Origin of the sequence: Bacillus ndiopicus, assembly GCF_000612805.1 — a bacterium.
GTDB classification, from domain to species: Bacteria; Bacillota; Bacilli; order Bacillales_A; family Planococcaceae; genus Metasolibacillus; species Metasolibacillus ndiopicus.
In genome coordinates this window covers 217871-243934 of the sequence record NZ_HG964403.1, presented here as the reverse complement: position 1 = coordinate 243934, position 26064 = coordinate 217871, and the positions used below count along the sequence as shown (strand labels likewise).

Annotated in this window: 24 protein-coding genes; 7 read left to right on the top strand and 17 right to left on the bottom strand. The window is 37.2% G+C overall.

Annotated elements, in window-relative coordinates:
* Nucleotides 1-786 precede the first annotated feature (786 nt).
* The 14 genes from TY13_RS01140 to TY13_RS01075 all read right to left on the bottom strand — a co-directional run bounded on the left by TY13_RS01140 (nucleotide 787) and on the right by TY13_RS01075 (nucleotide 16778).
* Nucleotides 787-1794, bottom strand: a complete 1008-nt coding sequence (locus tag TY13_RS01140) for a histidinol phosphate phosphatase domain-containing protein (RefSeq protein ID WP_042470609.1) — start codon at nucleotides 1792-1794, stop codon at nucleotides 787-789.
* Nucleotides 1791-2576: a DeoR/GlpR family DNA-binding transcription regulator gene (locus tag TY13_RS01135; protein WP_042470608.1), complete on the bottom strand. Its 786-nt coding sequence runs from the start codon at nucleotides 2574-2576 to the stop codon at nucleotides 1791-1793. Before TY13_RS01135 ends, TY13_RS01140 begins: the two co-directional genes overlap by 4 nt.
* On the bottom strand, nucleotides 2573-3574 hold the full coding sequence (locus TY13_RS01130) for an ABC transporter ATP-binding protein (RefSeq protein ID WP_042470605.1): 1002 nt from the start codon (nucleotides 3572-3574) through the stop codon (nucleotides 2573-2575). Before TY13_RS01130 ends, TY13_RS01135 begins: the two co-directional genes overlap by 4 nt.
* Nucleotides 3571-4356 carry an ABC transporter permease gene (locus TY13_RS01125; RefSeq protein ID WP_042470602.1) on the bottom strand — a complete coding sequence of 262 codons (786 nt, stop codon included), beginning with the start codon at nucleotides 4354-4356 and terminating at the stop codon, nucleotides 3571-3573. The genes TY13_RS01130 and TY13_RS01125 overlap by 4 nt, the downstream gene beginning before the upstream one ends.
* Nucleotides 4356-5138 (bottom strand): ABC transporter permease, encoded by a 783-nt coding sequence (locus TY13_RS01120; protein ID WP_042472292.1) that lies wholly within the window; start codon nucleotides 5136-5138, stop codon nucleotides 4356-4358. The genes TY13_RS01125 and TY13_RS01120 overlap by 1 nt, the downstream gene beginning before the upstream one ends.
* Nucleotides 5139-5354: 216 nt before the next feature.
* Nucleotides 5355-6167, bottom strand: a complete 813-nt coding sequence (locus TY13_RS01115) for an alkaline phosphatase family protein (protein ID WP_042470599.1) — start codon at nucleotides 6165-6167, stop codon at nucleotides 5355-5357.
* On the bottom strand, nucleotides 6157-7248 hold the full coding sequence (locus tag TY13_RS01110) for an ABC transporter substrate-binding protein (protein ID WP_042470597.1): 1092 nt from the start codon (nucleotides 7246-7248) through the stop codon (nucleotides 6157-6159). Before TY13_RS01110 ends, TY13_RS01115 begins: the two co-directional genes overlap by 11 nt.
* 211 nt (nucleotides 7249-7459) lie before the next feature.
* On the bottom strand, nucleotides 7460-8707 hold the full coding sequence (gene dcm / locus TY13_RS01105) for a DNA (cytosine-5-)-methyltransferase (RefSeq protein WP_042470592.1): 1248 nt from the start codon (nucleotides 8705-8707) through the stop codon (nucleotides 7460-7462).
* 75 nt (nucleotides 8708-8782) lie between these two features.
* Nucleotides 8783-9913: a hypothetical protein gene (locus TY13_RS01100; protein ID WP_042470588.1), complete on the bottom strand. Its 1131-nt coding sequence runs from the start codon at nucleotides 9911-9913 to the stop codon at nucleotides 8783-8785.
* A gap of 4 nt (nucleotides 9914-9917) precedes the next feature.
* A complete protein-coding gene (locus TY13_RS01095; RefSeq protein ID WP_042470585.1) occupies nucleotides 9918-11273 on the bottom strand; it encodes a Sau3AI family type II restriction endonuclease in 1356 nt (451 codons plus the stop codon).
* A gap of 285 nt (nucleotides 11274-11558) precedes the next feature.
* Nucleotides 11559-14420 carry a hypothetical protein gene (locus TY13_RS01090; RefSeq protein ID WP_042470583.1) on the bottom strand — a complete coding sequence of 954 codons (2862 nt, stop codon included), beginning with the start codon at nucleotides 14418-14420 and terminating at the stop codon, nucleotides 11559-11561.
* Between the two features lie 84 nt (nucleotides 14421-14504).
* Entirely contained in the window at nucleotides 14505-15197 is a 693-nt protein-coding gene (locus TY13_RS01085) for a copper homeostasis protein CutC (protein ID WP_042470581.1), read from the bottom strand.
* A gap of 102 nt (nucleotides 15198-15299) precedes the next feature.
* Complete coding sequence (locus TY13_RS01080; RefSeq protein ID WP_042470578.1) at nucleotides 15300-15854, bottom strand: NADPH-dependent FMN reductase; 555 nt, start codon at nucleotides 15852-15854, stop codon at nucleotides 15300-15302.
* 108 nt (nucleotides 15855-15962) lie between these two features.
* On the bottom strand, nucleotides 15963-16778 hold the full coding sequence (locus TY13_RS01075) for an NAD(P)H-binding protein (protein ID WP_042470577.1): 816 nt from the start codon (nucleotides 16776-16778) through the stop codon (nucleotides 15963-15965).
* Nucleotides 16779-16878: 100 nt separating this feature from the next.
* Here TY13_RS01075 and TY13_RS01070 point away from each other — a divergent pair, with 100 nt between their 5' ends.
* From TY13_RS01070 to TY13_RS01050, 5 genes are all read left to right on the top strand, one after another.
* Nucleotides 16879-17895 (top strand): hypothetical protein, encoded by a 1017-nt coding sequence (locus tag TY13_RS01070; protein ID WP_042470575.1) that lies wholly within the window; start codon nucleotides 16879-16881, stop codon nucleotides 17893-17895.
* A gap of 62 nt (nucleotides 17896-17957) precedes the next feature.
* Nucleotides 17958-18143, top strand: a complete 186-nt coding sequence (locus tag TY13_RS01065) for an SE1832 family protein (RefSeq protein WP_042470573.1) — start codon at nucleotides 17958-17960, stop codon at nucleotides 18141-18143.
* A gap of 45 nt (nucleotides 18144-18188) precedes the next feature.
* Nucleotides 18189-19763, top strand: coding sequence for an ABC-F family ATP-binding cassette domain-containing protein (locus tag TY13_RS01060; protein ID WP_042470572.1), 1575 nt, complete (start codon nucleotides 18189-18191; stop codon nucleotides 19761-19763).
* A gap of 336 nt (nucleotides 19764-20099) precedes the next feature.
* A complete protein-coding gene (gene spx / locus TY13_RS01055; protein ID WP_042470570.1) occupies nucleotides 20100-20501 on the top strand; it encodes a transcriptional regulator Spx in 402 nt (133 codons plus the stop codon).
* 42 nt (nucleotides 20502-20543) lie between these two features.
* Nucleotides 20544-20972, top strand: coding sequence for a MarR family winged helix-turn-helix transcriptional regulator (locus TY13_RS01050; protein ID WP_042470568.1), 429 nt, complete (start codon nucleotides 20544-20546; stop codon nucleotides 20970-20972).
* A gap of 181 nt (nucleotides 20973-21153) precedes the next feature.
* On the opposite strand, the gene TY13_RS01045 is transcribed toward TY13_RS01050, so the two are convergent.
* Nucleotides 21154-21702: an RNA polymerase sigma factor gene (locus TY13_RS01045; protein ID WP_042472289.1), complete on the bottom strand. Its 549-nt coding sequence runs from the start codon at nucleotides 21700-21702 to the stop codon at nucleotides 21154-21156.
* A 268-nt stretch (nucleotides 21703-21970) separates the two neighbouring features.
* Between TY13_RS01045 and TY13_RS01040 the strand changes: the two genes are divergently transcribed.
* On the top strand, nucleotides 21971-22546 hold the full coding sequence (locus TY13_RS01040; RefSeq protein ID WP_042470566.1) for a TetR/AcrR family transcriptional regulator: 576 nt from the start codon (nucleotides 21971-21973) through the stop codon (nucleotides 22544-22546).
* Nucleotides 22547-22551: 5 nt separating this feature from the next.
* Nucleotides 22552-23370 carry a CPBP family intramembrane glutamic endopeptidase gene (locus TY13_RS01035; protein WP_042470564.1) on the top strand — a complete coding sequence of 273 codons (819 nt, stop codon included), beginning with the start codon at nucleotides 22552-22554 and terminating at the stop codon, nucleotides 23368-23370.
* Nucleotides 23371-23384: 14 nt separating this feature from the next.
* On the opposite strand, the gene TY13_RS01030 is transcribed toward TY13_RS01035, so the two are convergent.
* Both TY13_RS01030 and TY13_RS01025 read right to left on the bottom strand, forming a co-directional pair.
* On the bottom strand, nucleotides 23385-24389 hold the full coding sequence (locus TY13_RS01030) for an MBL fold metallo-hydrolase (RefSeq protein WP_042470562.1): 1005 nt from the start codon (nucleotides 24387-24389) through the stop codon (nucleotides 23385-23387).
* Complete coding sequence (locus TY13_RS01025; protein WP_042470560.1) at nucleotides 24382-26043, bottom strand: ABC transporter permease; 1662 nt, start codon at nucleotides 26041-26043, stop codon at nucleotides 24382-24384. Before TY13_RS01025 ends, TY13_RS01030 begins: the two co-directional genes overlap by 8 nt.
* Between the last annotated feature and the right edge of the window lie 21 nt (nucleotides 26044-26064).

Genomic DNA, 26064 nt, shown 5'->3' with positions numbered 1-26064 from the left:
TGTAATCGCATTTTTCGACAAAATTTGCTGAATCGTCGCATAGCTAGTTAATAATAAAAAAATTGCATGTATTACTAGCATTAAAAAAGGATATTTGTCTGTGCCAAAAACAAGCTGTGGAATAAAGAAATAACCTGCGATATGCTGCACCGCAAAGAGCACAGTCATTAAAATCATTAATCGCACCTGCTCATAGTAAGCGATAATTGCTAACACCATAAAAATCGAAAAGTGGAACTCCACACCACCCCCAGCACTACTTATAATCGCCATACTGCCAAATGTTTGGGCTAATGCATTAACCCATGGCAACAAATGATGCTCAGGATTTTTGAAATAAAGCACAATACCCCACGTTAAAAGCAAAAAAGGAATAGCAAAAAATATATATCCACCGACTACAATAGCCGTTGTTACTTCTGCAATCGTTCCATGTGAATTATGTCCTTCAAATAAATTAAAAAACTTTGCAAGTATAAAAACGATCATATTAATTCCAGAAGTCAAAGCTGCCAAGCGTAGCATTAAATAATTTTTTTTATTTTGCATTAATAATCCCTCTTCTTCCCTTTATCCTCTATTTTGATATATGCTTTTTCTTAAAAAGATAGATAATCAATATATTAATATATTGAGCTAAACAATTTCTATGCAGTATCGTAAGGGGTAAAGGAAGGGCAAATTTGCACTTTTCTCTGCTTTATTTATACGTTTAAGATGTTTCTCATAAAAATGCGAAAAAACCGTTAGGAAAGCTGATATTTATCTGCATTCCCAACAGTTTTATTAAATTTTTAAATATCGCTTCTCGCGCTTATCGAATGTTACCAATGAGGAAACTCCTGCACTTTTCAGCTGCTGTGCATTGTCAAAGGTGAATTTCCCCAAATCGTCTGGAAAATGTGAGTCTGACGAAACTGTAAACTCAACGCCATGTGCTAACAATGTTTGTAAAAATCGTGGACCTGGACACATTTCCTTTACAGGATAACGATAGTACAAGCCAGCGTTAATTTCTGTCGCTGTGTTTGTTATCGTAAGTGCCTTTGCGACACGCTCGTATGCCCTATCCAAAAAAGCTTCGTCCTGCACTTTATAATTAAACACTTTAAAATTATCTAAATGTGCAACAAAATCGAATAATTTAGATTCAATCATGCTTTCAACTGTTGTGAAAAATCGCGCATAATGCTGTTGAAGCGCCTCTTCATCCATACGTTTAAAAATATATTCTGTTTGCGGATTATCGAAGCCCCAGCCATCTACAAAATGCACAGAGCCAATAACAAAATCCCATGGCTGACCTTCTAGTAATGCCGCTAGCTCTTCTTCGCCCCCGAGAAAATAATCAGCCTCGATACCAAGCTTCAACTCTACGCCTTGTGCACTCCATTTTTCCTTTGCGCGTTGAATCGTTTCTACAAATTCATCTACATTTTCGGTCATAACACGCTCTAACCAGTAGCGCTGCAAGCCACCATATTCATGCTGCTCATCTAACTCCATATAACGCTCAAAATAAGCACGTGTTTCCTTAAAGCGATACAAATGATCAACAATGCCCACTTCTCGCAAACCTAATCGCTTCGCTTGCTGTAAGTATAAATCAAGCCATTCCTCGCTATAGCAGCCTTTTTGTAATCGCTCGGATAATAATTGCACTTGTCGCTCTACATTTTGACGATACCCCTTATCTGTAGCCTCTTCCTCGCAAGCTTGTAATGCCTGCGCAGTGCGTTCTAGCCAACGAAACGAGTATGGTCCCTCTTCTAAATGTACATGATAATCAATCATCCGAATTTCCCTCCATGACATAGCGTCCAAATTTCCTCATATGCCTGCCACATTATTGGACAAGCTTGATCACATAATACTTCTGCACACGCATCCAACTTACAAATTTGATAAAAGGATTTACTATTTAATTTTGTAGCATCTGCTAGTAAATAGCTTTTTTGGCTTTGCTTCAGCATTTTTTTTGAAACTAATGATTCATCTAAATCATAATCATAAACGATACCATCACTAATTCCACCACACGATAAAAAGGCTTTATCGAAATTCATACTGCTCAGCATCTCAATTGTGATTGCACCTACTAATGATGATTGTGCTGGATTTGTCATACCACCAAGCACAATAACTTTTCCTGTCATACGTCGCTCTTCAATGGCTAAATTAAATTGAACAGCTGCGGCAATTGAATTTGTTACAACCGTTACATCATCAACTGCAAGCAGGAAATCAGCAATATGAACAGTAGTTGTGCCTGTATCTACAACAATAGTATCGCCATTTTGAATCCGGCTAGCTGCCGTACGCGCTATTTGACGCTTTGCCTCCATTTGCATTTGAAGCTTACGCAAAAAAGCTGGCTCATTTCTTACGTTCGTATACTTTACAGCACCACCATGCACTCTTGTTAATAGCTTTTGCTGCTCTAATTCATCCAAATCTCTACGAATTGTTTCAGGGGCAACTTGCAGTGCCTCTGCAATATTTGCAACAATAATTTTACCTTCAAGCTCTAGCTGCTTCACGATAAATTCGAAGCGCTCTATTTTTGCGTACGTCATGATAATGCAACCACATCTTCCTTCGCAACATAGCAAGTATATTTTTGCCCAATCGCTACATTATGTTTGCGCTGGTGTAGCTGCTCCATTAAGAACACACTTTCACCTTCAAATGTCGTACGAATAACATTACCACTCATTAAAGAATGCTGCGCCACACCGGTAATAGCAATATCCCCTTGTTTTTGTTCAAGATGAATTGCCTCGGGGCGAATTGCAAATTTTTCTCCTTTTACAGGTAACGTTGTGCCAACCATCTTTTCTAGTGCTTGACGTGTAAATACATTGTAATGTCCAATAAAATTCGCCACAAATTCGCTTTTTGGGCTTGTGTAAATTTCAGTTGGTGTACCATTTTGTGCAATCATCCCATTATTCATAACGAAAATGCGATCTGAAATGGCCATTGCCTCTTCTTGGTCATGCGTTACTAAAATCATTGTCATACCAAGCTGCTGTTGAATATTGCGCAAGTCCACCTGTAGCTTTTTACGAATTTGTGCATCAAGTGCACTTAATGGTTCATCTAACAAAAGCACCTTTGGACGAACAATAACTGCACGTGCTAAAGCAACGCGCTGCTGCTGTCCACCAGATAATTCTTTTGGATAAAAATTGGCCTTTTCTGTTAAATTAACGATTGCTAGCATTTCCTGCACACGTTTATCAATTTCTGCTGATGCAACCTTTTGCATACGTAAGCCAAATGCTACATTTTCATAGACCGTCATATTTGGAAACAGCGCATATGATTGGAATACCATGCCGACCTGTCTTTCCTTCGGCTCCACACCAATCATATTTTTTCCATCAATTTGAATAACGCCTGCTGAAGAATCTGTTAAGCCTGCTAGTATACGCAAAATCGTACTTTTTCCACAGCCACTTGGACCTAATAATGTAATAAATTCGCCCTTCTCAATTCGCATATCAATTTCTGTTAAAACAGTCGTTTCTCCAAATTTTTTATGAAGTCCTTCAATCGTTATATAACTCATACGTTTGTAGCACCTTTCGTCTTTTTCGTTACTTTCGCAATAATAAATGTTAATACGCCCATTAACACGATATAAACAAACACAACCGCACTTGCAATATGTCCACTCGTGCTTAATTTTTTCATCAAATAAATTTGCACTGTTTCAAAGCGAGAACCGACAACAAGATTAATTAACACGAATTCGCCGAACAGCACTGAAAATGATAGCAAGGCCCCTGCAAATAAACCTGGATAAACAGTTGGTAGCAAGATTTTTGTGAATGCCTGCATTTTAGAAGCGCCAAGTAGCTGTGCTGCATCTAAAAGCTGACGAGCATCAACGTTACGTAAGCTATTGCGCGTACCTTGATAAATATAAGGCAATATACTAATAACATAGGCGCCAAGTACAACTAAAATCATCGATATACCAAACTTGCTATAAACGCGAATTAACCCTACCGCTAAAATAATTCCAGGGAATGAATAAACCATTACAACAGCTGCTTGAATCCATTTTTCATACTTCGGGAAATATAGTACGATAACAAAAATAGCAGGCACAATGACAAGCAGTGCGATGATAACAGCTCCACTCGCTAATAGCACCGAGCGTCCGAATGCTTGCATAAAAGCTGGATCTTGAAATAATGTCATTACCCATTTGAGCGTTAGCCCTTCTGGCAATATAGTTTTATTCCACTTATCCGCAAAAGCATAAAGCATCGTTGCAACAACTGGTAACACAATGTAAACAACAAACAGGAGGAAGAACAAATCTGCAAAGCTACGTTTTTTCATTATAATTTCCTCCTTGTTTTCGCAATACTCCATTCACTTAGTAGCATTGCTAATACCATCGTTACTGCGAGCAGCACTGCTATGGCACTCGCCAACTCAGGCTGGGCGAAAATATCCCCTTTAATTAATGAACCGATGCGAATTGCTACTAAGTTATAGCTACTATTCGTTAATGCATAAGCAGAAGCATACGCGCCCATCGCATTTGCAAATAGTACACTAAATGTACCTACAATACCTGGCAGCATTACAGGAATCCCTATCTTCATCCAAAACCGCAAAGTAGAAGCACCAAGAAGTGCCGCAGCCTCCTTCCATTGCTGCTGTATCCCATCATAAATCGGATAAAGCAGCATTAACGCTAATGGCAGTTGGAAGTATACATAAATAAGTAATAACCCAGCCCAGCTATATAGCGAAAATGACGATAATATACCGATTTCCCATTTATCAAATAACAGCGTAAATAAACCGCTGTTACCAAGTAAAACGATAAAGGCAAAGGCTAACGGAATGCCCGAAAAGTTCGATGTTAAGTTAGTTAAAATCAAAATCCTTTCACGCATTGGCTCCGAAAATTTCATGATGGCATACACAGCAAATAATGTGACAATTAATGCGATAAACGCTGACACAACAGATAATGTAATACTATTTTTAAAGCCCTGTAAAATATAGCTGTTCGACAAAATTGTTTGATACTGCTGCAATGTGAATGTACCGTTATTTTGGAAGCTCGTAATAAGCATGTATAGTAGCGGTACTAAGAAAAATAGAAGCATTAGCACTAAAAAAGGAGATAGCCATACAAAGGCTTGGCGTTTCGAGATCAAAACAATTCCTTCTTTCTTTTCATATGTATAATAGAGTGCGCCTGCTAACGATTGCTCGTTAGGCAAGGCGCAAATTTGTTGCATTTCAAGGTTTATTCCATGTTTTGTTGAGTTTATTCCATGTTTTTATGGATTTATTCCACGTTTTCCGAGGTTTATTCCATATTAATCTAACAATAATGGTGGCATACTGTCTGCTGGCTCAATACCAAGTAATTTACAGCATAACGGAGCTACTTGTAATTGTGATACGATTCCATCACGAATACCCGGCTTCACAGAATTTGAAATAACGAACATCGGGACATGTCGATCTTCATCCGTGGTACCGCCATGATTGCCATCGCTTGTCATCCCATGATCTGCTGTAACAATCACTTCATAGCCTTGCGCTAAGCATTTCGGAATAAATAATGATAATAAAGTATCTGTTGCTAACACTCGATTGCGATAGCCAGCTGAGTCAGCCGTATATTTATGCCCATCATCATCTACATTCATAGGGTGAACGTATAGGAAATCAGGCTGTTTATTATCAAGCAACCAAGCTGCCTCCGCGAATAAGTGGCTATCTGGATAATGATCTTCGAAATAGAATAGACCGTTGTTAATAGGTAGCTCTTTATCTAGCTGAATGCGATCCTCCATATGAACGAACGGCGCTCGATTATAAAGCTCACTCACCCAATAGTACGCCGCCGCCGCAGTTGATAAGCCATTTTCTTGCGCTACATGGAATAAGCTCGTCTGTGTCGATAAACGCACAACCATATTGCTTACTACACCATGCACAATCGGTGGCGTACCTGTTAAAATTGTTTCATACAACGGTCTTGATAAAGCTGGCACTTCTGAACAAACTTTATAGCGCGCAGCCATTTTCCGTTCTACTAAATGATGCATAAAGCCCATATGTGTGCATGCTGTATCAAAGCGCAATGCGTCAACAACAATTAATACGACTTTCTTATTTTGCATGGATTAATACCTGCTCTTGGTATAATTGTGGGATTTGCTTTGTTGTTTCCTCCCATTTCTTTTGGTCCTTCACTGGCTTAGCGTTTTTGTACATATCTTCAGGTAATAATAATGCCTTTACCTCAGCTGATAAGTTCACATTTTCACGAATCGGACGAGCATAGCCTTTTGCTAAATTCTCTTGTCCAGCATCAGATAAAATGTACTCACGTGCTAACATGGCAGCATGTGGATTTTTTGCATATTTATTAAGAACTGTTGCATAACCAGATGTTACAGAGCCTTCAGCAGGAATCACTACATCAAAACGATTTTCATCGATTTGGCTACGGTAACCAAGTGAGTTAAAGTCCCACAGAATCCCTACATCAATTTCGCCTTTTTCTAAATTGGCAACGCTTGGATCACCTTGTAGACGACCTTGCTTCGCTAAGTCAGCAAAGAAATCAATACCTGGCTGAATATTTGATTCATCACCACCGAATGCCATAGCAGCTGCTAAAATAGCAAAGTGTGCTTGGTTCGCTGTTAATGCATCATTAATACTTACGTTATAATCACCATTTTTTAAATCCTCCCATGATTTAGGTGGATTTTTGACGTTGTTTTTATCTGTAATAAATGAGATTGTCCCTGTATAACCTACAATCCAATGTCCTTCATCATCTTTTGCCCACTCAGGAATATCATCCCAGTAAGATGTTTTATATGGTAATGTTAGGCCCTTCTCTTTCGCAATCGGTCCGAAAGCAATACCTACATCTCCGATATCTGCTGTAGCATCATCTTTCTCCGCCTCAAACTTCGCTAACTCTTCTGCACTCGACATATCTGTATCTGTATGTTTAATGCTATACTCTGTACCAAGCTCTTCCCAAGTTTCCACCCAGTTCGCCCAAGTGTCAGGCATACCTACAGAATTAACTACGCCCTCTTCCTTCGCCTTCTTCGTAATTTCCTCAAGCGATAAATTGCTATCCACTTCTTTACCAGAAGAAGATGAACCATCCGAGCAAGCTGCTAACATCGAAATTGCCAACGCCCCAACTAAGCCTTTTTTCCACCATTTTCGAATCGCCATTGAATTGGACCCTCCATTTGTTTCTCTTTATTTTTATTTGCTTACAACTGATATAGTACGAAACAAACATTAAGCAAGTGTGGATGGATTAAAAAGGTTGTGTAAAAAGTGTAAAGGGGGGGTAAAGGATTAATATTTTGGGTATAGAAAAAGAAACAGCCCTGAAATTCTATATTTCAGGGCCGTTTCTTTTTTAATAAAGTTTATTAAATCAAAAATTAATGGTTATTTGCTCCGATGATAGCTTTTCGTTTCTATCTAGCTGTAATATTGTATCTCCCATTTTCGCAACCATATCTACTACTAAAGCATTCCCCATACAAAAATAACGCATACGGTCTGGCATTGTTGCAGTCCAATTATCTGGGAAACCATTCAAACGTTCACATTCTACAGGAGTTAAAAATCGCTTTCTACCATCCACTTCAACAATATGCGTACTACGATTCACAGAGCCTTCACTTGTTAGCATTGTACGACCAGGTCCATCTAACTCATCTGTTGGTGACATACCACCTTCTGAGAAAATATACTTATGACCATCTGCTGATGTACGTTCAATTTTTTTGGAGCCACGTAAATAAGCAAACTTCTCAATTTGTGCCTCAGTTAAATAAAATCGTTCATCCACCATCGATTCATCAATTAAAATGTTCTTCAATGGTGTAAAAGTTGGATTTTTAGCTTCTGTTTGAGCTGTGAACACTTTACCACCTCGCATAATGCCTGCTGTATGGAATCCAAATGCAAAGTCATTCGAGATTTCTAATATGTCTTGTGGCAATGTGCAAGTAGCTATTCTATCTTTATAAGGTTCGTCATGAACAGGAAATGTCTTTGCAAAAAACCCTTCTTTAAACACGATTTCTTTTCCAGCAAGTTCAGTTTGCGCTCTAGCAAAGTCTAATTGATTTTTATAAGCAAAGATAAATACACGACGGCGCTTTTGTGCTGCACCGTATTCAGCTGCATTAATTACTCGCCACTCAACATTGTATTGCAAATCTCGAAATGTTGCTAACATTACAGCAAAATCACGACCTCTTTGCTTAGAAGGCGATTTTAGAAGGCGGTCTACATTTTCAAGCAACACATATTTAGGATGCGAATGTTCAATTACTCGTTTAATCTCCCAAAATAGAACACCTTTTTTCCCTTCTAATCCCTTTTCCCCCGATAATGAGCGAGCTACCGAATAATCTTGACAAGGGAAGCCCCCTACTAATAAATCTATATTCAATTCACTAAACAATTCATTTGAAACTGTTGCGATATCTTTGTTACTTGGCTCTCCACCAAAGTTTGCTCTGTAGCAATCAAATGCTTCTTGCGCTTTACGTGATGGCTCCCATTGATTCGCCCAAACGGTATTAAACACTTTTGCGTCCGCTTTTTCTAAACCTAATCGAAAGCCTCCCACGCCCGCAAACAATTCGACAACATTTAGAGTCTCTTTCATAAGCGAACATCCTTTCTGCAAGGGTTAATTATAACCCATTATAAAGCATTTCTGCAAAAGGATCAACTTTTTTAATTACTCTAATATCTCCTCAAACAAAATACTTTTTGTATTTGAATCGTATGCATATTTTATTAATCTTAAATTTTCCCATTCAATAGTTATAGCTGGTCTTCTGCCTTTTGTAGATACTCTTTTTGCTATTTTATTTTTTAGTTCTATTACTTCTTGTGGAAATTCTTTTGCAACAACAAACGCCTCAATCATATCGTAGCTATTACTATATTCTTGGTTTACCCAATCCACATACTTCATTATTTGATGAATGACATCCTCTGTTGCCTTATCTTTTTTTATTTCGATAGTTAAATATTTTGATATCGTTGAGTATCCAGGAATATATCTATAACCGAAAATATCCATCTTATCCATGTAATCAACAGGCTTGAATGGTGATGCCACGACCTGATGAGAAATGTAATCCCATTCTCCAAATATACTCCGTTTATGATTACTTATGTAATCAATTATCGCAGCCTCAATAGCCATTTCATGTCGAATATACTCCGCATCGGCAACTAGAGAAATAATATTTTTAGAAGTTGCCTTATATCCGTCGCTATATAAGTTCTTTATTCGATTATGCAACGCCTCTTCAGCATGAAATATATCTTTTACTTGAATTAATTCCTGTTCATTCGCCTTTAAAATATAATCAAATAAAGCTTTGTTTTCCAAATCATCTATCTTTATAAAGGACAACTTCCATAAAACTCTTAACATTTTAAATGCTTTAGAATTAGACGCTAGTACATCATCCATATCAACACCATTTAAAAAGAAGTATGGACTTTTTTTAAATGTACAGATAAAACGATTTTTTAAGTTAAATGCTGATTTATTTAAAATCATTTTCTTTTTTAAGTCAGCAAAGCTTTCGCTTGTTGGAAAGTCTGCTAATGGAAAATTAAGTAGCTTACAATCATCCACAACATTTACCAATTCGCCAATTCCATATATTTTCCTATCAATAAAAAAATATACGTTATCTCCTTCTTTCATTGAAAAATAATCTGCAAATGTCCCTTCATGAGCAGGTATCCAGACATTCTTCTTTGGAATATTAATATTTGTGCTATATACCCCATTTTTTATAATCTCTTTTAAAGAATCATAACTATCTAAAGTAAAAATGTATCCTGCCATGCTTTCACCGCACTTCGTTTAAAATGTTCGCTACATACTCTGCATTCAACCAATAGCTTTGCTTAGTAATTAATTGGCCATCTGGCAATTCTGTTTTATCAGCTGCGTTTCTTCCTTTTGGACGAACATGAAGTATGCCATTAAATTTTACATCTGGTAAGTTGTTTTTGATACCGCGCTTCGTTATCTCAAATTGAACACCTTCATTTACAACATTACGAATTTCTTCCCAGTATCCCAACACCCCGTTTTCAATTGTTTCCATTGGCATATGCCAAAGTTTTATTCCTTTAAAAACAAGCTCGTCCTGTTCATTTAATTGGAATACTACAAAAAGCAACTGCGTCTCTAAAAAATAATTTCTAATATAGCTATCTTCCCAATCTTCCTCAACAATTTGTTTAAAATTAATATTTACAAAAGACATATGCTCCTTTGGTATGCCACTTTGCTTTAACTGTACTGTTTTAAATTGAATATTTGCTTTCGCAAATTCAGCAATTTGATCAAGCTTTGTTCCTTTTACACCTAATAGGGAGCTAATTATTTTAGGAATAAATGCTTTATTTTTGGAATTATAAGGGACATCCAAGCGAGCTGCCATCTCTTTTTGAGTTAATCCAATATATGGTACAAAACGCTCATATAAAAGCTCTTCTATTGTTTTTTCTAGTAACTCCTTTTTAGAAGAAAAATAAGTGAGCTTTTCCTTGGTAATATATTCTCTCATAATTGAAGTCATATAAGATTGCTTTAAAGAGAAAGCGCGCTGCGGAGCTAGAATGTCAGAATAGGGCTGTTGACGTACTGTTGATTTATTTGCCCCTTTTGTACAAGCCCCCAAGTATTGCGTATCTCCTTCTGATAGTAAATGTGCCTCACCAGCTTTGATTTTATTGACTATATGTTCCCAATCTTTTTTTATAATAATTAAATCTTCCTCTGGGTATTTATATAGGATTGTTTCAATAATATGAAACTCTCCGCGTTCCAACTCAGTCTGCCATTCATAGAACATCAGTAGTAATTTTTGATTTTTCCTCCAAAAACTAGATGTTTCAAACTGCTCACAAACTTCTTCCATATAATTAATAATATTAAGTACAAGTCGCTCTTTTGCCGATATCGTCCCATTTTTATTTTTCTTAAATGCCGTTACCTTTAACTCAATGCCTAGTTCTTTAAAATCAGGCTCTGCATTGCTATTTATTTCATAACCAAAATGACTTTCTTCGATAATATGACCAAAACCCCCCTTTTGTCCTTTACCTAATCGGTCATGTTGATCAATTTCATTAAATGTTTTTCCAATTGCTTCTTGCGCTTTCTTCATTAATTCAGTTTCAGTTTTATATAGCATAAAATCACCCCATTGGAAAATCTTATAAGTATATATAGCATACTTTATATGGCAAGAAAGTTCCAAACAATCTATCTTTAGGCTACTTTTGGCCCTTTAGAACGGTCGACTTTTAGATTTTAGCCTGTTACTAAAACCTCGAAAAACAGACAAAAGTAATAATTCGCTCGCAGAGCGCACATATTCGCACATAAACAGCTACAATTCGCACGTAAGTTTGTTTTCACACAATAAAAGCGCCCGAAATCAAGGCTTTCACCTTGATTCCCGGCGCTTTATTTTTGCTTATAAATCACTTGGATACATTTGTTTGTATAAAATTTCTACTCTTTTTGATAGCTTGCTGTAGGCAGATTTCCAGGCTTTTCGTTTTTTGTCATCGCCGTCTGCTGGTACGTAAAGTGCATGTAGGTCTGATGCTTTTTTCAGATCAGCTTCCGCATCTGTTAGTTTTTTATAGTTTTTTACATCTTTTTTGTCGCTTGTGCTTAAACCATTATAAATAGCTTGAAGATCTTTTACTTTATTCTCCAAGTTGGCAATGTATTCACCTTTCACTAGTAGCCCATTGATCGATTCGATTAATGTTAATACTGCTTCGGATGATTGTAGTTCTTGCTCTTTGTTGATAATCGCTTGACGTACTGTTGGGCTCACTAGGCTTGCTTGTTTTGTTGTGAGCTTAGCAAAAGCTTTCGTTACTACAGTCGGATTCTTTGTAAATGATTTATCATATTGTGCCATGAATGTCTTTACTTTTTTGGCATCTGATATGGCTGCTTTTAAAATATCTCCGTTCGTAATCGCCTTTTTTTCAGCCGAGCTTAATTTATTATACTTTTCTGATAGCTCGTTAATTTTCTCGCTTGACACTATGTAAGTATCGTTTGCTAATATTGCTCCAATTTCATTATTCAACTGTGATAAATCTGGTGCATTTTTATCAATTAAACGATTAGCTAGTAAGTCCTCATATTGTTGCTTTGCTAAATATTGTTGATTAGCAGGTAGCTTGTCATATGCTTTTTGAACCGATTCAATCTTTTTAGCCTGCTTCTTCACGTCCATTTCTTCCCTAGCAGCCTGTACCTTTTTGTGGAATGATTTGACACCAGAAAGATCTTTGTTAGCGGCCGTTAAAATATGATAATTCGTTACATATTTACGTGCGCCTGAAGATAGATTTTTATAAATCGTTGATGCTGAATTTACCGCATCCTCAAATGTTGCAAACGTGTAATTTTTAACGTTTACAAGCTTTGCAATATCGGTAACTAGCTTTTCTGCTGCAGCTTTATCAGTTGGCTCCTGCTTGTCTGTATCAACAGGTGTTGATGGTGTATTTTTCAAAAATTCATTCGCATTATAAACGAGTGACTGCTGTAAACTTGTTAATTTATTGTACGCTTTTAATGTGCTCGTATAAGTCGATTGTAGCTTATTAGCCGCCACACCTTTTGTTTCTGAAAGCTTTTGGTATGCGTCAATGCTTTGGATCACTTTTAATGCTGCTTTTAAATCCTTTTGCAGCGTAATTAGACTATCATAGCCAACAATTTGTGTAGCTGAATTTTTTGTTAAAGCTTTATATTCTGCAATAATAAGATTGACATTGTTGACATGACTTTCCCAAGAATTGCTTGATGGATTTATCGGGTAACGGCTTCCGAGATTTCCAACATAACCTGCAATTTCATTGTTTAGTCGCGCAATTTGTTGCTCCTCTGCGCTTTCTGCCTGCAATAATAAAGAAATCCATTTATCAGTCACTAATTTTGATTGCTTATATGTTAGCTTTTCATAGGCTTTACGAATTGATTTTGCTGTCGTTACTTGTTTATTGGGCGCATCTGTTAATGACAATTTATCAAATGATTTAATAAATTGTTGCACCTTTTTAATATCTTGTTTTGCATCTTGTAAAATTGATTGGTTACGAACAATAGCTTGTGCATTTTGTGATAAAGCTGCTATCTCTTTATCAATGTCTTCAATCATCTTCTGTAAGCTGTCAACACTTGCTGCGTTATACTTTACAAAAGAGGATTCATGAATTAATAAAGCTTGTATCGCTCCATTAATTCTTCTTACATCTTTCAACTCTTCATCTGTACCATTATCAAGTAGATTTTTTATATCAGTATATAAAGCATCCTCTGGGTCAAGGCTTCGTTGCAACAAATCTAGCTTATTGTAAGCTTCCTCAATATCTTTCAAATGCTTGGCCTTGTCTTTTTCTTCAATTTCATCAAATTTATTTACTTTTTCCTGTAGCTTTTCAAGTGCATCTACATCTGCCAATGCGCGTTTTAATGTCGAATAGTTTGTTACATTTTCTTTGGCTGCTGCCGATAACGCTTGATATTTGCTTTCTAATGCTGTTACATGTGCCTTGAAAGCTGCTAACGATGTCAAATTATACTTATAATCACTAACAAGAATTCCTTTAATTTCATCTACCATCGAATTAATCGCTTCGTTTGAAATAGTTAATGTATTCGAAGGATCCGATTCTACTGCCGCATTGCCTACCCTCGCTTTTGCTATTACAACAAGCTGCTGTACATCCTTATCTAACGCATTTTTAGGAATTGTATATGTGCTATTTGTAGCGCCATCAATAATGGTAAATGATTCTCCAACTTTATAAAACCACTGATAACTATATGTAACTTGTCCACTCTGTATAATTGCTCCTGCAGCATCCGTTACAATAGCACCTGATACTTTCACAGTTTCCCCAGGTACTGCATAATCATTTAGCTTCGGTGCCGTAATCGTTAGCTGAAGCGCATTAATTTGTACAGATTCACTTTTATATTTATCGCCTGTTGTTGTCGTTGCCTCTACAAAAATTGAACGCCCAGCAGCTTCAACTGGCACTTTTAGCGTCGCAGTCGTTGCACCTGTGACCGGCTTATATGTTGCGCTATTTGTATTCTCGCCTGCTACAGCTTCTGCATAATACCATTGATAGCTTTTTACTATTGAATTCGCTGGTAAGTTTTCGATTGTTGCCTTCAATGTTCCATTAACAATTTTTTCACCTGAAATCGATACAGTATATACCTCTTCTCCATGTGCAACAGCAGGTGCAATCATTACAATAGGAATTGCCCCTAAAGTTAAAAATAATTTTTTATTCATTTTTAGACCTCCTCTGTTTCATTAACTATATCGGGCTTATTTTCTAGCACTTTAGTATTTTTTCAAAAAACAGGGATTCTCCTATCAGTTAAGTATTTTTTTTATTTGTACCAATGCTCTTGGGTCAATCGATTGCGCAAAATCCCTCTCTTTTCTAATTCCTGAGCCGAAATGGTAAAACTGTGCCTGCAATGCCTCATGGATATCTGTAATATTTTCTGCATTGAGCCCTGAGCCAGGCATAATTATAGGTCGATTTAATTGCTCTGAAGAGTGCTGTATTAAGGCTTGAATTGTCGATTGCCCTTGCATTACATTGGACTGCCCGCCAGACGTTAATACTTGATTAATTCGATATGGTGATTGACATAGCGATTTATATAAGTCGAACGTATTCGCCTCATCAATAGCACGATGAAATGTAATTGATAAGTCGCCAATTTCCCCTATTACCTTTGCTAACATATCGTAATCAATTGCTTGCTCTGTAGTTAATGCGCCAAATACGATACCCGCAGCACCAAGCTCCTTAATAATGCGAATATCCTCCTGCATCACTGCCCAATCTATTTGATTATATTGGTAGCTATAACTATGTGGACGCACCATAACCATTACAGGAATATGAACGCTATTCACCACTTGCTTGATTGTTCCGTAACTTGGCGTTAAGCCACCTTCATTAATAGCAGAAACTAATTCTAATCGATCCGCCCCATAGGCCTCCGCAATTTTCGCATCCTCTTCATTTAATACAATAGCTTCTATTTTACTCATTGTTTCATCCCTCTCTTTTCATCATTTTTCTCTATTTTAGCTTAGATAGCAAAAGAGCTGCAGGGAAAATTCCCTCGCAGCCCTCTACAGATTTGCTCGATATTACGGTGTATCAACTGGTTCTTTACATAAATCTTTGCTCATTTCACAATATTGCACAAATACGCGAGCTAGTTCGCGTAGGCGGTTGTGCACATCATTATCGATAATATTGTTGTCCGCATCGAAATGATCCGCGTGTGTATAAACGTAGTTTGGAGTTACTAAGCAGCGGAAATAATCTAAAATTGGCTTTAGCTGATTTTCGATTACTAAATGATGCTGGTATGTGCCTCCGTTCGCTACCATTGCTACTGGCTTGTAGCGCATCGCTTTTGGACTAATCATATCAAAAGCATTTTTCAAAACGCCTGGAATTGATGCTTGGAAAATTGGAGAAGCAATTACATAGCCGTCCGCTTCTTCAAATTTTTTAATCATCATTTGCATATCTTCATTTAAAGGGCTACCATCTAAAATTTGATGTTTTAAATCCGAGAAATATAGTAGCTCTAGCTTTAAATCTTTGTTGTATTCTTGAATATATTTTTCAACTTGTTGAAGAACGGCTCCTGTTTTGCGACCAAAGACTGTACCGTCAACGAGTAAAATTTTCATTTTCTAAACCTCCGCTATTCCTTGTTAACAAATTGGTATTTACTTCGTCACCTATTGTAGCAGATGCAAACGTTGTCGAACAGGGTACTGATTTAGAAAAATATAATTTCAGTCTTTTGGCGTATCCTGCTTCACCTTGTATTGCTCCATTTTAGATTTATCGAAAGTCAGCTCCTCATTCAATGGCTTAATCTCATTTGATTTTAGCTTATCCCAATTAAACAAATCCTCACGCCTTACTTCCGCTTCCTCCTCTTGCTCTGGCATCGCCATTTGCGCAAGCTCACTTGAAGGATAAACGGCTACCTTCGAATCCTTGCCGTGTACCGCAATGACCATCATCGCAAGCGCTACCTGCTTTGCTTCAATAGAACGATAAAGCTTAAGAGGTCCTATTAGTAATGGATTCAATATTTTCAATACTGCTTCACCCATTTTCTCTCCCGGTCGGAATTCTGAGCGATTACCAACAAGTAATGATGGACGAACAATGGACAGCTGTGGCAAATCAATATCAATCAGTTCTTTTTCCAGTTTGCCCTTCACTCGATTATAGTATGCAAAGGATTTTTCGTTGGCACCCATTGCTGATATAACAATCATATGTTGAATGCCGCGGTTTTTCGCCATCGCCGCAATTTGTACTGGATACTCAACGTCAATTTTTTCAAATATTTCACGCGAACCAGCTTTTTTTATCGTTGTACCTAAACAGCAAAATATTTCGTGTGCAAATTCCATATCACTTTCCGCAAGCTCATCAAATTCTCGTATTCGCACAATTAATTTAGGATGCGAGTAATCTAACGATCTGCGCGCAATAACCGTCACTGCTACGTATTCATCACTCTCACATAATAGTTTTACAAGCTCTGAACCGACTAATCCAGTTGCACCTACAACGATAGCTGAGCGCATAGCCATGAGTAATCCCCCTCTTTTTCTCCTATTCTTTTAATTTTCACACATACTTCAGGAAATTTCACCATATTTTATGTAGAAACGAGAAAGGATGGGATAAGCTATGCAAAATGAACAACGAAAAAATATCGCCTTCATTTTAGAATATAGTGAGTGGAAAGGTTATTATCCTTTTGAAAGAACAGCGATTATGCATGATCTGTTAGCAGCAGAGCATATTTCAATTTTTCTGAAGGGGAAAGATACTCACATTTTAGAGCTGCTAAATGATTCTACTACCATTTTCAAAAACTATAATGAGCTAGCAAGCAAACTAGCACAACAACATTTTGATTTAATTATTTACGACGGCAATGATTCTACTGTAGAGCAGGCACAGTTACTCAAATCACATTGCCATACACTTGTGCATTTTGATGATCGTGGTGAAGGAGCGACGGTTGCTGATTGTCATATCGTTGCATTGCGTGAAGAAACGCAAGAAATGATTCCAACAAATATGCTTATTGGCAATTTTGCCTTTGCTGCGCCGAGTGAATTGCTACAAATCGCCTTTGAGGACAAGCTAGAAAATGATTTACCACATATCGTCATTGCATTTGAGGATGGCGATGAGCATAATTTAACTTATCGCACTTTGCGCCATCTCACACAACTACACATTCCACTAAAAATTTCTGTTGCTATCGATGAAAACTACCGTCACTCTGTAGAAGATCTACAAATGATGGTATTAAGCCGCCGCCACACTTCTATTCACCAGCATCCAAATGCCCTTTTATCACTACTTCCTACTGCTGATATCGTTGTTTGTAACGCTAATTACACTCCTTATAAAATCGCCACAGTCGGCATTCCATGTATTACAGCAGCGCAAAATGAACGCGAACTAACAAATAATTTAAATCGTGAGCATAATGGCTTCGTTCATTTAGGTCTTGGACGTAAAATGAAGCAATCGACGATTCAAAATGCAGTTATGGAATTTGTCTTGCACGAAGCACGACGCGAACGCGCGATTCATAAGCAGCGTACACTCGATTTACGCTCAAGCAATGAAGCGTTAAAGCAGATTCTCCTAGATTTGGCGTATGCACGTCATGAAATAATCCATATTTGAGTGTATAGCTTTTTCTATGCTATAATTTACGATAGCAAATATTGAAGGTAGGTTGTATATCCATGCTAACAAAAGCTCAAATACAGCAGGAAATTGCGGAACTAAAAATGGATTATGTTAATTTACAAGGTGATATGGAGAAACTTGAGTCATTAGGTCATGAAGGCTCTGTAAAGCAAGCTCTAACGCGCCTAGAAAATATGGAAGCACGACTTGCAGAACTGAATAAACAGCTCGCGGCGTTGTAAGCCCGCGAGTTTTTTCTTTGCATAATAATTATCGGAGGAATGAATATGGCAATATTAACAGTTGAAAATTTAGAGCACTCATTTGGCGACCGCACACTTTTTAAAGATGTGTCATTCCGTATTGTTGAAGGTGACCATATAGGTCTTGTTGGCGCAAATGGTGTAGGTAAATCTACATTAATGGGCATTATTACAGGGCAACAAATCCACGATGCAGGAAAAGTGGAATGGCTGCCAAACACGCATTATGGCTATTTAGATCAACATGCTGTATTAACAGCAGGACGTACAATGCGTGATGTGCTACGAGATGCTTTTTTACCGCTTTATAAAAAAGAGGAAGAGCTGAACGAAATTACTGCTAAAATGGCAGATGCAACACCTGAAGAGTTAGAAAAACTACTTGAAGATATGGCTGAGGTGCAGGATGCACTTGATGCAGGAGATTTTTATACGTTAGATATGAAAATTGAAGAGGTAGCACGTGGTCTTGGCTTAGATGCAATTGGCCTAGAGCGTGACGTTGCTGCACTTTCTGGTGGTCAACGTACAAAAGTGTTGCTTGCAAAATTACTTTTAGAAAAGCCAAAAGTATTATTACTAGATGAGCCTACAAACTATTTAGATGAAGAACATGTGACTTGGCTAAAAAACTATTTAAAAGGTTACCCATATGCCTTTTTATTAATTTCGCATGATACAGAGTTTATGAACGAGGTTGTCGATGTAATTTTCCATTTAGAGTTTTCGAAAATGAACCGTTATACTGCTACGTATGAGAAGTTTTTAGAGCTTGCTGAAATTAATAAACGCCAGCATATTGATGCATACGAAAAGCAGCAGGAATTTATTAAAAAACAAGAGGAATTTATCGCTAAAAATAAAGCGCGCTACTCAACAACAGGTCGTGCAAAATCGCGTGCGAAGCAACTTGATCGTCTTGAGCGCATCGACCGCCCTGAAACAGCAGTGAAGCCTGAGTTTGGCTTTAAAGAAGCACGTTCCTCAAGCCGTTATGTAGTAGAAGCAGAAAACCTGCTAATCGGTTATGACAAACCTTTACTACCACCATTAACATTCCAAATTGAGCGTGGAGAAAAAATCGCGCTTGTTGGTATGAACGGTGTGGGTAAATCTACATTATTAAAAACAATGCTAGGTAAAATTAATCCATTAGGTGGAAAAGTTATTCGAGGCGATTATTTATACCCTTCTTACTTTGAGCAAGAAGTAAAAGCTGACAAAATAACGCCAATTGACGATGTATGGAATGCCTTCCCATCAATGGAGCAAGCCCAAGTACGTGCAGCGCTTGCCCGCGCAGGATTGAAAACAGAGCATATAACACGCCCACTTAATTCACTATCAGGGGGCGAGCAAGCAAAGGTGCGCCTATGCAAGCTTATGATGAATGAAGCAAACTGGTTAATCTTTGACGAACCGACAAACCATTTAGATGTCGATGCCAAGGAAGAATTAAAACGCGCAATGAAGGAATTCAAAGGTACAATCGTTCTCGTATCACACGAACCTGATTTTTATGAAGGACTTGTCACAAAAACTTGGAACGTACAAGATTGGTTCACAACTGGTCGCACAATTGAATTAGAAGAGGAATAATTAGCAGAGCTGTTGGCAAGATTAGATTTTGCCACAGCTTTTTTTGCTTTCTCCCCCAATTTTTTTCAAATTCTATGAAACTTTTTTATTCTTTTGACGTATATATTAATAACAAAGCGGGTATACATTAATTAGGTAATAAAAGGCTAATACTAGTTATTATGTATATAGGATAGAGAAGAAAAATCATTCATCCACCATAAAGTAGACAGCCGCTTTCATAAATAAAAAAAACTAAAAAAACAATTGCATTACAATTAACTTAGTTGTAAGATATAAATATAAATAATTACCTTACAAGTAAGTTACCAATGTAAAGGAAGAGAGGAATTCAATATGTCAGTAACAATTTATACTCAATCAAGCTGTTCCTCATCACGAAAAGCATTAAAATGGTTAAACGAAAACAATATTTCATACAATGAGAAACGCATTACTTCTCAGCCTTTAACATTAGCTGAGTTTAAAAATATTTTAAGCATGACTGAAGATGGAACAGACGAAATTATTGCAACAAACTCAAATGACTTCAAAAACCTTGATATCGATATCGAGCAGCTTTCTATCCAGGAGCTTTATACATTAATTCAAAAATACCCACGTATGTTGCGTAGTCCTATTTTACTCGATGAAAAACGTATTCAAGTCGGTTATAATGAAATGGATATTCGTCGCTTCATCCCACGTAAAGTACGTGCGTTTGAGCTGAATGCTTTACAAAAATTGGCGGTTGAATAAGTCGCCTTTTTTTGTATGAAAGAAAATTTGGAGATGACAAACATGGGTGATTATAAACATGAGCATTTAACACCGCTTTTCGAAGCAGTAGCTGCCTTAGAACGTAGAATTGCCAATGAATGGAACAGCTTAAATGAGCTTGGTTTTTCGAAATCACATATTTTAATATTAGATTTTTTAGCAAATGAAGGTCCAAAGCGCCCTTCTGCCATTGCTGAGCATTTAAAAGTGACAACAGGTGGCGTTACGGTATTAACGACAAAGCTTCTAAAATCCGGCTTTATCGAAAAAGCACAAAACGAAAACGATCGCCGCGCCTCTCAAATTACGATTACAGAGTCCGGCAGAGAGGTTTTAAATGAATCGCGTGAGCAAGTAAACACATTAATTCATCAGCTTTTCGGTATGCTCACAGAGGAAGAAATCGAAAACTTGCGCCAAATCTTTATAAAATGCGCTAACTTTAAATAACACTAATGGGAAAGCAGATTTTGTCTACTTTTCCGTTAGTGTTTTTTGCTATCGTCTCACTATATTTTATTGAATTGCAGGTTTATTCCACGTTTTTAGAGATTTATTCCACGTTTTTTTAGTTTTATTCCACGTTGCATCTCAGAACCCAAGTTTAACCACAAAAAACCGCCCTACCCTTTTAAGCTGGTAGGACGACATCTGCAAGTTTATGATCCGCTAAAAGCATTTCTTTTAAGCGCGCCTTCGCACGGAATAAACGTGATTTTACAGTACCAATTGACACCTTCATTAATGTTGAAATCTCTGCTAATGAATATTGGTCTACATAGAAATACCATAATGTTTTTTGATAAATGGCATCAAGCTCGTGCATTTTCTCTTGAACAATCTTCGTAATCTCTACTTTCTCTACTTGCTCTTCTGTAGAAACTTCATTGTTGGGAACCAAATCTAAAATCGGAACGTCTAATTGTTCAGGTTGATTCATCATGTACTTACTGCGTCTTACATTTTTGCGATAGCGGTCGCGGAATGTATTCATTGCAATTGTTGTTAGCCATGCTTTTACATGATCAACTTGTTCAATCGTTGCTTCATAACGTACCACTTTCACCCACACTTCTTGCATTAAATCTTCCGCCTCAAGTGTGTTGCGTGTAAGCTTTAAGCAAAGGTGGTATATATATCGATTATATTCATCATAAACTTTCGTTAACATTTCATTCATTGTTATTGCCTCCGTTCGGTCTGCTTCATTAACCTCATTTTCGCAAAATTGTTCCTTACGCTCTATCGTATTTACTTTCAATTTCCTTACAATTGTGTAAGCTTCCATGTCACCTACAAATTATGTATGCCCTCTTCGTCAAGTTATACCTCTATTCAAAAATCCTTATACCCTTTTTCAAAAATTTTTATGGCATTAAGAAGGAATTCGCGTTCATTTCATTGAATATAATTTCAATGAAAACAAATTCAATAAAGGATGTATCAATATGAATAGTAGACAACAACAAAAAGAACAAAGACGACAACTTATTTTACAGGCTGCTTTAGATTTATTTATTCGCAAAGGCTACGGAGAAACAAAAATTGCTGATATTGCAAAGGCAGCAAATATGAGTATGGGGCTGCTTTTCCATTATTTTGAGTCAAAAGAGAAATTATACGAAACACTTATCCGAATCGGCAGTGAAAAATTGAAAATGGAGCTACATTTTGAAACATCATCACCATTGACTATTTTTCAATTAATTGCTGAAGACATTTTCCAAACAATTAGCGCCAACCCTTTTGCAGCTAAAATGTTTGTGTTAATGGAAAATGCGCAGCATTTAGATACTTTGCCTTCAGATATCAGAGTAATGCTGGATGAGGCAGATAAATTAATCGCCAAAAGCGTCTCACTTATAGAAGAAGGTCAACGCTTAAACGAAATAAAGGATGGTAACCCGCAAGCATTGTCTATTGCCTTTTGGAATTCCTTACAAGGGATCGCTCAGCATATCGCCTTACATCCTAACGCCCCTTGTCCCGATGCAAAATGGATTATCGACATTATTAGGAGGTAAATAAAATGCAAACGAAAAGAAATATCATCATCTTTGTTGTAGTTGCTTTACTTTGTGGCTGGCTTGGTGTGGTAATTGACCGTTTTATACCTGAGCAACCTAATGGTGACACACTAGGAATGGGCATTTGGCTAGTTACACCTTTACTTGCAACGATTTTTTTACGTGCATTCGCTGGCGACGGTTGGCGTGATATGGGCCTAACGCTAAATTTCAAAGGCAATGGGAAGTGGTATATTGTCGCATTTCTAATTTATCCAATGACAACATTTCTGTTATTGTCATTTGGCTATCTAACTGGATGGATAGATTTTTCTAATTTTAATATTCAAGCTATAACTTCTGCTTTCGTTAGCGTATTTTTCATTCAATTTATTAAAAATATATTTGAAGAATCTGTTTGGAGGGGTTATTTAACGAGTAAACTGCTACAGCTTAAGCTAAATGATTTCTGGCTTTATGTTACAGTTGGAGGTGTTTGGGGGGCATGGCATATTCCTTATTTTCTCGTATTTTTATCAGATAGTGATATTGCGAGTGTACTTCCTGTTAATCGTTTAACCTTTGCCATTATAGGCATTCTAACAATGATTGTCTGGACGATTATGTATACAGAAATTTATTTTATGACGCGAAGTATTTGGCCACTTGTTCTTATGCATGCCACAGAGGATGCGTTAATTAACCCATTGATGCTAGATGGCTATATTCAAATTGCACAAGGTAAGGAATTTTTCGTTTCTCCAACAGCCGGTATTTTTACAACATTGCTTTATTTAATGATTGGGCTAGGTTTGCGAGTGATAAGAAAAAAATCCACCTGAATTTAGGTGGATTTTTATTTATTCAAGGGGTATGGACTATGAAAATAAATAATCTCTTTTGCTCGTATTTGCTTGGACAGTTGTAAAATATCCTCATAATCTGGATGTGTTTTATAGAAGAAATGCTGATATGCTCTATCCATCTGCCCTTCCCTATGCAAATACCCTGTATAAATTGGAAGTGCCTGTGGATAAAGCTCAGCATTTTGTTCAGCTACAAAATAAAGTCCAGTATCCACATCCTTCATAGGCAACCAGAAAACTTCCCGCGCAGCATTTTCTAGCTGCACATTACTCTCTGTCTCCATATATTGCTGAAACAAAGGCTGTAATTGCTTATCCACATAGATTTCCCTTGTTGTATGTTGAGAAAGATATGTTGCAATATCTAGCGTTTTCCCAGAAAATGATGATGGAAAAATAATGGGGTGGTGGGAATGCTCCTGAACAAATTCAGCTATTTGCTGTAACACAATCTTATTTTGAACATGCAGCTCGACATGCCCACTATCGATAAAGGCGACATCGTATACTTCATTCTCCTGTGGCAATGTTGCACGCAATACGTAAGAATCAACAACATAATCACCAGAGTAAAAAATCATTTTATCCTCAAAGCGTATTTTATACCAAACGCTACCAATGACATGCCCGCTATAGCCCCATTGAAAAGCCAACTTTTCGCTAACAGTAATCCATTCCTCAGAAGGTTCTTCAGGAAATACAAGCGTATTGGCATAAGGTCGCTTAAGCTGCTGGCGTGTCATAGCACTCATAATAATTGGCCCTTTGTAGCCTAGCTGCTCAGCAAATGGGAGCGCCCCTACATGATCTATATGTGAATGCGAAATGAAAATCGCTGTTAGCTTCTCCACATGTGCTGTTGATAAATTGGGAAGGGTTTTCTGCTTATTTTTCATAATGCCACAATCTAGCAAAATCGCTTGATTGTTTACTTCAATGAAAAAGCAATTGCGACCATACTCACCTACACCGCCTAAAATTTCCACATTAAGCATCTTCCCTTTTCCCTCCCTTTTGCATCCATTCTAATAAAAGCATAAATAATACTGTGATAATTACTGTCATAACAGCGACTGCCATTCCAACACTTACATTGCCTTGCTCGAATTGGCTATAAATAAATGTTGCACCTGTTTCGACAGACGGAGGTAGGATTAATAAGCCTGCGACAAGCTCACGCATAGAAATAATAAAGGTCATCATCATACCTGCAACAATTCCCTGCATTAAGAGCGGAATAATAATATGCACATAAACATGCCATTTGTTACGCCCAAAGATCGCTGCTGATTGGAAAATAGATGTGTCTAGCTGAGTGAACGCAGATTTTGTATATTGAACAGAATATGGTAAAAACAACACACAGTATGTGACAACTACCATCGCTTTTGTATTGTAAATTGTAAAAGGCAAAAGCGGAGAATTCCAAAACATAATTAAACCTACAACAAAAACGATACCTGGAATAATAGTTGGCGTTAAGCTAAAGAAATCTAATAGCTGCTGTTTTTTCGTTTGTCCTTTTTTCACATACAATGCAATGCATAGCCCAAGTACTGCCGTAATGATTGCTGTTAAAATGGAGAAAACAAAGCTGTTCATAAACGCTGTAAAGCCTGCGCTGCCAATCGTAAATATTTCTTGATATGCGGCAAAGGTAAAATTCCCTGCTTGTAAGCCATTGCCTCGCACCTTTTGCAACGATGTGACGATAATTGAAAAATAAGGTACACCAATAGATAGCAGTAAAATGATTATGACGTATGACCACGCACTGACCTTCACATACCATGCATCATGCATTGCACGAATAGTTGGTGTTTTCCCCGAAAGCACGCCGTATGTATATTTGCGCCCTATCCAACTTTGGAAATACCAAATAATTAAACAAGCGGATAATAAAAAGAGCGACAATGATGTAGCCATTCGAATATCGACAGGCCATCTTGAAAGATACGAATGAATCTCTGTTGTAAATACTGGAAAGCCAATGCGACTGCCAAACGTTGCAGGCGTACCAAACTCAGCCAATGTTTTAATAAAAATAAGCAGGCTGCCGAGAACATAGCTAGATACGACTAAAGGCAACACAATCTTAAACCAATTGCGCCAAGCCCCTCTGCCAAAAATCAAAGCTGCATCTAAAAATGACCCATTAATTCGTAGCAATGTGTTTTTTAGCATTAAATATAAGAAAGGGAATAAATGCAAACTCATAATCAATACCATACCAAAAAGCGTGAAAAACAGCTCAGAAAGCATTGTAGCACTTGGTACTAATTGCTGTAAAAAGCCATTATGCTGCATAAATAAAATCCAGCCCATCGACCCAATGTAAGGCGGTGTCATAAAAGGAATCGTCAAAACAATGTCTAACCAATTGTATTTAACTAAGCTTGTTTTTGTACGAATCAATGCCATTGGAAAAGCGATAATTGTCGTTCCAACAATAACTAATAAACCTAGCAATAAAGAATTTGATAATGTTTTCCACACTCTATCCTGTGAAAATAAACGCTGCAGTTGCTCTATATTAAACTGCCCATCTTGGAAAAATGTATAAAATACGATGGCTACTATCGGTGCAATTGCAAACGTGCTAACAATTGCTAACAATATAATAAAACTACGTTTGCTTTCCATCACCATATACTCGTCAGTCCTTCCTAA

Excerpts from the sequence above, each read along its gene's own strand:
- TY13_RS01140 (WP_042470609.1), bottom strand. The coding sequence starts at position 1,794 with ATGATTGATTATCATGTACATTTAGAAGAGGGACCATACTCGTTTCGT.
- TY13_RS01135 (WP_042470608.1), bottom strand. The coding sequence starts at position 2,576 with ATGACGTACGCAAAAATAGAGCGCTTCGAATTTATCGTGAAGCAGCTA.
- TY13_RS01130 (WP_042470605.1), bottom strand. The coding sequence starts at position 3,574 with ATGAGTTATATAACGATTGAAGGACTTCATAAAAAATTTGGAGAAACG.
- TY13_RS01125 (WP_042470602.1), bottom strand. The coding sequence starts at position 4,356 with ATGAAAAAACGTAGCTTTGCAGATTTGTTCTTCCTCCTGTTTGTTGTT.
- TY13_RS01120 (WP_042472292.1), bottom strand. The coding sequence starts at position 5,138 with ATGCTTCTATTTTTCTTAGTACCGCTACTATACATGCTTATTACGAGC.
- TY13_RS01115 (WP_042470599.1), bottom strand. The coding sequence starts at position 6,167 with ATGCAAAATAAGAAAGTCGTATTAATTGTTGTTGACGCATTGCGCTTT.
- TY13_RS01110 (WP_042470597.1), bottom strand. The coding sequence starts at position 7,248 with ATGGCGATTCGAAAATGGTGGAAAAAAGGCTTAGTTGGGGCGTTGGCA.
- dcm (WP_042470592.1), bottom strand. The coding sequence starts at position 8,707 with ATGAAAGAGACTCTAAATGTTGTCGAATTGTTTGCGGGCGTGGGAGGC.
- TY13_RS01100 (WP_042470588.1), bottom strand. The coding sequence starts at position 9,913 with ATGGCAGGATACATTTTTACTTTAGATAGTTATGATTCTTTAAAAGAG.
- TY13_RS01095 (WP_042470585.1), bottom strand. The coding sequence starts at position 11,273 with ATGCTATATAAAACTGAAACTGAATTAATGAAGAAAGCGCAAGAAGCA.
- TY13_RS01090 (WP_042470583.1), bottom strand. The coding sequence starts at position 14,420 with ATGAATAAAAAATTATTTTTAACTTTAGGGGCAATTCCTATTGTAATG.
- TY13_RS01085 (WP_042470581.1), bottom strand. The coding sequence starts at position 15,197 with ATGAGTAAAATAGAAGCTATTGTATTAAATGAAGAGGATGCGAAAATT.
- TY13_RS01080 (WP_042470578.1), bottom strand. The coding sequence starts at position 15,854 with ATGAAAATTTTACTCGTTGACGGTACAGTCTTTGGTCGCAAAACAGGA.
- TY13_RS01075 (WP_042470577.1), bottom strand. The coding sequence starts at position 16,778 with ATGGCTATGCGCTCAGCTATCGTTGTAGGTGCAACTGGATTAGTCGGT.
- TY13_RS01070 (WP_042470575.1), top strand. The coding sequence starts at position 16,879 with ATGCAAAATGAACAACGAAAAAATATCGCCTTCATTTTAGAATATAGT.
- TY13_RS01065 (WP_042470573.1), top strand. The coding sequence starts at position 17,958 with ATGCTAACAAAAGCTCAAATACAGCAGGAAATTGCGGAACTAAAAATG.
- TY13_RS01060 (WP_042470572.1), top strand. The coding sequence starts at position 18,189 with ATGGCAATATTAACAGTTGAAAATTTAGAGCACTCATTTGGCGACCGC.
- spx (WP_042470570.1), top strand. The coding sequence starts at position 20,100 with ATGTCAGTAACAATTTATACTCAATCAAGCTGTTCCTCATCACGAAAA.
- TY13_RS01050 (WP_042470568.1), top strand. The coding sequence starts at position 20,544 with ATGGGTGATTATAAACATGAGCATTTAACACCGCTTTTCGAAGCAGTA.
- TY13_RS01045 (WP_042472289.1), bottom strand. The coding sequence starts at position 21,702 with ATGAATGAAATGTTAACGAAAGTTTATGATGAATATAATCGATATATA.
- TY13_RS01040 (WP_042470566.1), top strand. The coding sequence starts at position 21,971 with ATGAATAGTAGACAACAACAAAAAGAACAAAGACGACAACTTATTTTA.
- TY13_RS01035 (WP_042470564.1), top strand. The coding sequence starts at position 22,552 with ATGCAAACGAAAAGAAATATCATCATCTTTGTTGTAGTTGCTTTACTT.
- TY13_RS01030 (WP_042470562.1), bottom strand. The coding sequence starts at position 24,389 with ATGCTTAATGTGGAAATTTTAGGCGGTGTAGGTGAGTATGGTCGCAAT.
- TY13_RS01025 (WP_042470560.1), bottom strand. The coding sequence starts at position 26,043 with ATGGTGATGGAAAGCAAACGTAGTTTTATTATATTGTTAGCAATTGTT.